This window comes from Thermohalobaculum sp. (assembly GCF_058622915.1).
In genome coordinates this window covers 1-7,574 of sequence record NZ_JBZSYN010000095.1, presented here as the reverse complement: position 1 = coordinate 7,574, position 7,574 = coordinate 1, and the positions used below count along the sequence as shown (strand labels likewise).

The 7,574-nt window shown below is 70.8% G+C and carries 7 protein-coding genes; 4 read left to right on the top strand and 3 right to left on the bottom strand.

The annotated features are described in order from the left end of the window. Positions 1-114: 114 nt before the first annotated feature. Positions 115-726 carry a cupredoxin domain-containing protein gene (locus AC32QD_RS07985; RefSeq protein WP_492009962.1) on the top strand — a complete coding sequence of 204 codons (612 nt, stop codon included), beginning with the start codon at positions 115-117 and terminating at the stop codon, positions 724-726. 247 nt (positions 727-973) lie between these two features. On the opposite strand, the gene AC32QD_RS07980 is transcribed toward AC32QD_RS07985, so the two are convergent. The 3 genes from AC32QD_RS07980 to AC32QD_RS07970 all read right to left on the bottom strand — a co-directional run bounded on the left by AC32QD_RS07980 (position 974) and on the right by AC32QD_RS07970 (position 3,622). Next, positions 974-1,375 (bottom strand): universal stress protein, encoded by a 402-nt coding sequence (locus tag AC32QD_RS07980; protein ID WP_492009961.1) that lies wholly within the window; start codon positions 1,373-1,375, stop codon positions 974-976. 169 nt (positions 1,376-1,544) lie between these two features. Beyond that, a complete protein-coding gene (locus AC32QD_RS07975; protein ID WP_492009960.1) occupies positions 1,545-2,939 on the bottom strand; it encodes an alpha,alpha-trehalose-phosphate synthase (UDP-forming) in 1,395 nt (464 codons plus the stop codon). Between the two features lie 278 nt (positions 2,940-3,217). Then, positions 3,218-3,622 carry a universal stress protein gene (locus AC32QD_RS07970; protein WP_492009959.1) on the bottom strand — a complete coding sequence of 135 codons (405 nt, stop codon included), beginning with the start codon at positions 3,620-3,622 and terminating at the stop codon, positions 3,218-3,220. Between the two features lie 388 nt (positions 3,623-4,010). Here AC32QD_RS07970 and AC32QD_RS07965 point away from each other — a divergent pair, with 388 nt between their 5' ends. The 3 genes from AC32QD_RS07965 to AC32QD_RS07955 all read left to right on the top strand — a co-directional run. Further along, positions 4,011-4,913 carry a hypothetical protein gene (locus AC32QD_RS07965; RefSeq protein WP_492009958.1) on the top strand — a complete coding sequence of 301 codons (903 nt, stop codon included), beginning with the start codon at positions 4,011-4,013 and terminating at the stop codon, positions 4,911-4,913. A 113-nt stretch (positions 4,914-5,026) separates the two neighbouring features. Further along, positions 5,027-6,850 carry a CocE/NonD family hydrolase gene (locus tag AC32QD_RS07960; protein WP_492009957.1) on the top strand — a complete coding sequence of 608 codons (1,824 nt, stop codon included), beginning with the start codon at positions 5,027-5,029 and terminating at the stop codon, positions 6,848-6,850. Positions 6,851-7,020: 170 nt separating this feature from the next. Beyond that, the coding region (locus AC32QD_RS07955) for an ABC transporter substrate-binding protein (RefSeq protein ID WP_492009956.1) at positions 7,021-7,574 on the top strand (554 nt) is incomplete at its 3' end.

Here is a 7,574-nt window from a genome sequence, read left to right as displayed (position 1 = left end):
GCGGCGGACCCGCGGCAAACTGTATCAGGCGCGGAGCGAATTGATCTGGCTCAACACATTCTGCCAAGGCGTTGTTAATCCGGGCGTCGTCGGGACATGAAAGGAGAAACAACGATGAGCAGAAAATCCCTCGATCCTGTCGACTCCGACCGCCGCAGGTTCCTGCAGTTCTCGGCCGGTGGCGTTGCGATCACAATGATGACGCTCGCACTGGGTCCGAACGCCGAGGCTGCTGCGGCCGATAGCAAAGGGCCTCTCGATGTCTCGCAGAAAATCGTCACGGGCAAGGTGACCGGCAAGAAGGACTGGCCCAAATACATACCCGCAAACCTGGTGTTGCCGGCGCACCGCCTGATCCAGGTGACGGTGCGCTGCTATGATGACGGCGCGGCCGACATCCCGAAGGGCTACAACATCGTGAGGGGCACGGTCGGGCGCGAAATGCGCGTGATCAAGGGGACGCCGGCGACTATCGCCCCGAACGCGGGCACCGTGGTCAGGGAAATCCCGGTGAAACAGGTCGCGCACACCTTCACCGTGAACGGCGAGGACTTCTTCATGAACATCCCGATGCCGGTGCTGTCCACGGTCGTCTACCGGTTCATGTCGCCCAAGCCCGGGACCTATCCCTGGCAGTGCATGGCCGCTTGCGCCACCGGCTCGGGCGGCTGGGCCGGCGCGATGGCGACCTCGGGCTGGATGCAGGGCGACATCACGGTGCAGTAACCGGCCGGACCGCGAAGCGGGCAGACCGCCGCCCCGCCTGCCCATCGAGGCCAGGCGGGGCGGGCGTGTCCGGGGACCTGGCCGAAGGGCGTGCCTTGATCGGCATCGACCGGCATCGGTGCGGATGCAGGCAGATCGGATCGCGCTGTGACGGCCGAGATTCATGCGCGCAGCCGGCGCGGCTGCGGCCCGGTGGTCGGGCGTGTCGTGACGGGCTTCGCGAGAGCGCGCGCCCCGGTTCGCCCGGTCAGCGGTCGACCAGCACCGGGCAATGCGCGTGGCGCACGACGCGCGCGGCGGTCGAGCCGAGGAAGTAGTCCTGCAGCCCGGGCTGGTGCGAGGCGATCACGATCAGGTCGGCGCCGATCTTGCCGGCGTAGTCCAGGATCTCGCGCGAGGGGTGGCCGTGGGTCACTTTCGCCTCGACCCCGTCTCCGCCCAGCTCCTTCAGCGCGGCCGCGGCCTGCTCCATGTTCTCGTCGAGCAGTCCCTTGGGCAGCTCGCCCGAGACGAAGGTGGGAATCTCGGGCATCACGTGCAGCAGGTGGATCCGCGCACCGGAGCCGCCGATCTGCCGGGCTATCCGCAGCGCCTTCTGGCCGGGCTCGGCCTGGGCGAGGTCGATCGGAACGAGAATGGTCTTGTACATGGCGGCGTCTCCCTGAGCGTGGTCGCGGCAATTGACGCCGGATTGCGAGGGAAGTCGTTGATCCAGATCATATGTGACGCGGGTGGGGCGCGTTTCAATCGGGCATGCCATGCGCCATGCCGGTGCGGCGGAGCCCCCAGCACAGCGGGAGAGCGGCAGCGCGGCCCGATCAGGCGGCGCTGGGCGCGTAGGCGCGGCGGTTCGCGTGCGCTGCGGCCAGCGCGCGCAGATAGCCCCGGGCCCAGTCGTGCACGTCGTGCGTTTCCACCTCGCGCATCAGCGCACGCCAGCGCGCGATACGCTCGGCGGCGGGCATCTCCAGCGCCGCGCGCAGGGCCTGGGCCGTCTCGCCGGTGTCATATGGATTGACGATCAGCGCTCCGGTGAGCTGCTCGGCCGCCCCGGCGAAGCGCGACAGCACGAGAACGCCCGGGTCGGCGGGGTCCTGCGCGGCCACGTATTCCTTCGCGGTCAGGTTCATGCCGTCCCTGAGCGGCGTCATCAGTCCGACACGACAGGCCCGCATCAGCGCCGCCACCTGCGCCGGGTCGAAGCGGCGGTTGAGGTAGCGGATCGGCATCCAGCCGAGCGTGTCGAAGCGCGCGTTGATCCGGCCCGACTCGGCGGCCAGCTCGGCCTGAAGCGCGCGATGCTCGGGCAGAGGCTGGCGCGAGGGCGCGGCGATCTGGCAAAGCGTGACCCGGTCGATGTAGTGCGGATCGCGCTCGAGCAGGTGCTCGAGCGTGCGGAAGCGCTGGATCAGGCCCTTGCTGTAGTCCAGGCGGTCGACCCCGGCGATGCCGAGACGGCCTTCGAGGCAGCGCCGGATATGCGCCGCACGCGCGGCCACGGCCGGCGAGGCGGCGAGCACGGCCTGGCGCCCCGCGTCGATGCCCACCGGGTGCGCCTCGATGCGCACGCACCGCCCGTCGGCGAGCCGCCAGCCCGCCTGGCCCACCGTGCCGGCCGTGTGGCGACCGATGTAGGCGCGGAAATTCTCGGCATCGCGCCGGGTCTGGAAACCGAGCAGGTCGTAGGCCGAGAGAAGCCGGGCCAGTTCCTGCGCCCAGGGAAGCGAGGCGAAGACATCGGCGGCGGGGAAGGGGGCGTGCAGGAAGAACCCGATCGGAGCGTGCACGCCGCGCTGTCTAAGCTCGTGCCCGAGCGGGATGACGTGATAGTCGTGCACCCACACCGTGTCGTCGGGACGGAGCAGCCGGGTGAGAGAGGCGGCAAGGCGCCGGTTCACGCTGCGGTAGGTGGCGTAGGAGGCGCGGTCGATCCTGACCAGCTCGAGCCGGCTGTGCAGCGCCGGCCGGAGCGCGCGGTTGGACAGCCAATGGTAGCCCTCGGTCTCGGCCTCCGAGAGGCCGATGGTCGCGGTGGTGAAGCCGCCCGCGCGCGAGACGCTTGGCACCGGGCCCGGGCCGGCCGGGCGGCTGGAGCCGAACCACAGGCCGCCCCGCGCGGCCAGCGCGGCTTCGAGCGCGGTGACAAAGCCGCCGGCGCCGACGCTTCGCTCCGGGCCGGGGGGACGGTTCGATACCACCGTGAGGCGGGCCATGGGCGTATCTCCCGTTGAAAAATTCTTTTCTTCTGGGAAACGCAAACGGCGCGCTCGGTTCGGATTCGTCCGCTCAGGCGCGCTTGTGTACGACGCGGTCTGCGGGGCCATCGGCAAAAGGGACGGCCCCCTACGCACTTCAGAAATGGGTTTCGATATGGGACTGCCATATAGCGCGGCCAAGGTCCGCGGCACTTGATCTCGCTCAACTGGGCGAAAAAATTTCGGGCGGGGCCGCGCGGGCTGCGGATGCGCGTCGAGCGGGGGCCCCGGCGGGGCTAACGCAGGACGAGCACGGAGCACGCAGCGTGATGCACAACCTGCGTTGCGTTCGAGCCCAGGCGCAGGTCGCGCAGGGCCGGGTCATGCGAGGTCATCACGATCAGGTCGGCCCCCACCTCGCCGGCGACCTCGCGGATGCAACGGTGCGGCGAGTTGTGGTGCCGCACCAGGATTTGCGCGGCCGTGTCGGACCCGAGGCATTCGTTGGTGATATCGCGGATCCTTTGCGTGAGCGCGCGGTTCTCCGCCGACTCGCCCTGCGTCGCCCAGACATCGGGCACGACGTAGAGCACGATCAGCCTGGCCCCGTAGTGCCGCGCCAGGTCGCCGGCGATCGGTAGGGACTTCTTCGGCGAGGCTTCGGACCTGAGGTCGATCGGCACCAGGATGTTCTTGAACATCGGCCGCTCTCCGTTCCTGGGGTGGCGCGCGGATCACAGCATCGGGCAATGCGGGTGCCGCGTCCTTGATTCAGGTCATGACCCAGTGCCGCGCGGGGCGCCGGGCTGCGCGTGGCGACGGGCGCGGACCGCACGGCGCAGCTCCGACACTGCGGGGGGCAGCCGGATGCGGGCCCGCCAAAGGGCCTCCCCGGCACATTGTTGCAAAATGGAACAGCCGGGCGCGGGGAATCCTGACTTCGAGCACGATTAACCAATCGCAAACCTGATTGGGACGCCGGCCCTGTCTGCGCGCGCCATACAAGGAAACACGTCCCCCGACCCGCTGCTGCCGAGGGCTTTCGGCGGCCGAGTGTCGGGGCGGAGGTTTCGCGCGTGGAGGCAGAACATGTTCATTTCAAACGATAAAGTGAGCAGCTCGACTGCCGGGCGATGTGCCGGGCTCGATCACGGCCGGCGCCTTGGCCCGGGCAATGGCTTGAGGCTGCTGCTTGGTTGCGCCGCGCTGGGCGTGCTGGCGGCCTGCGCCCCCACGGGGCGCGTGCCGCTTGCGGCGGATGCGGGCGCGCCGGGCGGGCAGCGCCTGGCGGACGCGTCCCGGACCGGCGATGTATGCCTGGACTTCGAGATCGCCTGCACGGTGCGGCCGACCGCCAGCATGACGGCCGTGGGTCTGGGTGCGGGACACTGGCCCTCCGGCCATGAGCATCGCGATCATAACGGGTCGCGCGTCGCTGGCGGCGCAGGCGGTGGTGGGGGCACGACGCCGGGGTCCGGCGGGAGCGGTGGCTCCGGCGGCGGTTCGGGCGGTGGCGTCGGCACGACCGGCAGCGGCGGCAGCGGGTCGGGTGGCAGCGGGTCGGGTGGCAACGGCGGGAACGGTGGCAATGGGTCCGGTGGCAGCGGTGGCAACGGCGGCAGCGGGTCCGGCGGCGGATCGGGCGGCAGCGGCGGCAATGGCAACGGCGGTGGCGGCAACGGCGGTGGCGGCAACGGCGGTGGCGGCAACGGCGGTGGCGGAAACGGCGGTCGCGGCCACTCGGGCGACGGCGGCGGCGGTCACTCGGGCAATCAGGGCGGCGGCCATTCCGGCAACCACGGCGGCGGCCACTCCGGCGACGGCGGCGGCGGTCACTCAGGTGACGGCGGCGGCGGTCATTCCGGCAACCACGGTGGCAGTCATTCCGGCAACAATGGCGGAGGTCACTCCGGCCACCATGGCGGCGGTCACTCCGGCCGGGGCGGCGGCCACAACGGGAGCGGATCGGGCAACGACGGGGGCAACGACTAGAACGGTAGGGGTGCGGAGGCCGGCGCGGATCCCCGCGCCGGCGTGCCGGTCTGCGATTGACGCCGGCCTTAGGGGGTGCTCGGATGCCGCCCCTTGCGCCGAGGAGCCCCCAAGTGAGCGACAGCCCCCTCGACTCCGCCGCCTGGGTCCTCGACCCGGCGGCCTATCTGGCGCGCCGCGCGCCCACCCACGCCGTGCCGGCGCGGCCGCGCTCGCTCTATCTGGAGATGCGCGACGGCGTGCGGCTGGCCGTGGACATCCACCTGCCCGAGGGCGCGCTCCCGGCCGAGGGGGTCCCCGCGGTTCTGGTCTTCACGCCCTATTACCGGCGGTTCCGGCTGTCCGCGGACGCCTCCGCCGGGGTCGAGCCCAGCCCCAACATTGCGGTCTATCGCGACATGTTCGTGCCGCGCGGCTATGCGCTGGTCGCGGTCGATGTACGCGGCACGGGCGCCTCGTCCGGCTGGCGCGACTCGTTTCGCTCGCCCGCCGAGCGCGAGGACTATGCCGAGGTGGTCGCCTGGGTCGCGGCGCAGGCGTGGTGCGACGGCCGGCTGGGCGCGACCGGCATCTCCTATCTCGGCGCCGCCGCGGACTTCGCCGCCGCCTCGGGGCACCGGGCGCTGAGGGCCATCGCGCCGATCTCGGCGGTCTGGGACACCTATGCCGACCACTTCTACCCCGGCGGTATCCGGCTGAGCGACCTGATCGACGGCTATGCCCGGCTGGTCGAGGCGCTCGACCAGGACCGCAGGGAGGCGCTGAGGCAGTATGCCTATTTCACCGAGCCGGGCCTCGCGGGCCCCGCGCCGGTGGACGACGACCCGGAGGGGCGGCTCCTGGCCGCGGCGGTCGCCGAGCATGCCGCCAACGCCCATCTGCCCGATTTCCTGCGCGAGTTCCCCTTCCGCGACTCCACGCTGGCCCATGACCGCGAGTTCAGCCCGGACAGCTTCAGCCCGCACGCGGTCTCGCAGCTGTTTCGCGACGACCTGGCGGTGCTGGCCATCTCGGGCTGGCGCGACGGGGCCTACACGAACGGCGCCATCAGCCGCTTCCTGAGTGTGAGCGGCAAGACCAAGGCACTGCTGATCGGCCGCTGGGACCACGGCGCGCGCGTCAACGGCAGCCCGTTCCGCGGCCGCGAGGTGCCGGAGTTCCCGGTGCACGCCGCGGTGCTGCGCTTTTTCGACGAGCATGTCATGGGCCGCGACACCGGCCTGTCGGCCGAGGCGCCGGTGCACTACCACACCATGCGCGGCGAGAGCTGGAAGAGCGCCACGGCCTGGCCGCCGGCCGCGGCCGCGCGCACGCTGTTCCTGACCGGGGACGGCATTCTGGCCGATGACGCGCCCGCCCAGGGGGAGGTGCGCTATCGCGCCGATTTCCATTGCGGCACGGGTCAGAACACGCGCTATGGCCGCCTGCAGCTTCGCGACGTGCGCGACTACTACGCCGACTGGGACGCGCGGCCCGGGCGCTATCTGCGCTTCGTCTCGGCGCCGCTGGCCGCGCCGCTGACGGTGACCGGGCACCCGCTGCTCGGCCTCGACTTCGCCTGCGACCAGCGCGACGCCTGCCTGTTCGCCTATCTCGAGGACATCGCGCCGGACGGCTCGGCCCATTACGTCACCGAGGGGATGCTGCGCGCGCTGCACCGCGCCACCTCGGCGCCGCCTCAGACTTACCGCACCACCTGGCCGTGGCGCGCCTTCACCCGCGCCGAGGCCGAGCCGATGCGGCCGGGCGAGCCGGCCACGATAGAGCTGCCGCTGCTGCCGGTCTCGTGGCAGGTCCCGGCGGGGCACCGCATCGGCCTCAGCCTCGCCGGCGCGGATCGCGACAACTTCGCGCTGTGGCCCTACGGGCGCCCGGGGAGCTGGACGATCGGCACCGGCGGGGCCCGGCCCTCCGGCCTGACGCTGCCGGTGGAGTAGCGAGCCGCGCCGCCTGGGCCGGCGCCTGCGCACATCACCATTCTGATAGGCGCCGCCCGATCTTGCGTGACGGGGGATATGGTGCCACGCTCCGCCTCCGAACGGTCCGGCACTCAGGCGGACCGGATCAGAAGAAGAATCAGCAGGGCAACAAAGGGAGGACACACACCATGAAGCACTGGATTCTGCCGTGCGCGGCGCTTGCCGTCACGCTGGCCGGGGTCAGTCCGGCGCTGGCGAACAAGGCCAACGACACGCTCACCTGGGCGACCGACCGCGAGGTCGCGATCGTCGATCCCTACTACAACAACACGCGCGAGCTGGTGATCATGGGCCAGCTCGGCTGGGACGGGCTGGTCTATCGCGACCTCAAGACCGGCGAGTACAAGCCGCTGCTGGCCACCAGCTGGAAGTGGGTCAACGACACCACGATCGATTTCCAGCTGCGCAAGGGCGTCAAGTTCCATGACGGCTCGAGCTTCGGGCCCGAGGACGTGGTCTACACCGTGAACTTCCTGGCCAACCCGGCGCACGGCGTGATCACCCAGGCCAACGTCAACTGGATGAAGAGCGCCGAGAAGACCGGCCCGCACAGCGTGCGCCTGCACCTCAAGGCGCCGTTCCCCGCCGCGCTTGCCTATCTCGCCAATGCCGTCTTCATCCTGCCCAAGGGCAACTACGACAACGCGCCCACCAAGGCCGACGGCTCGAAGGACTATGGCGC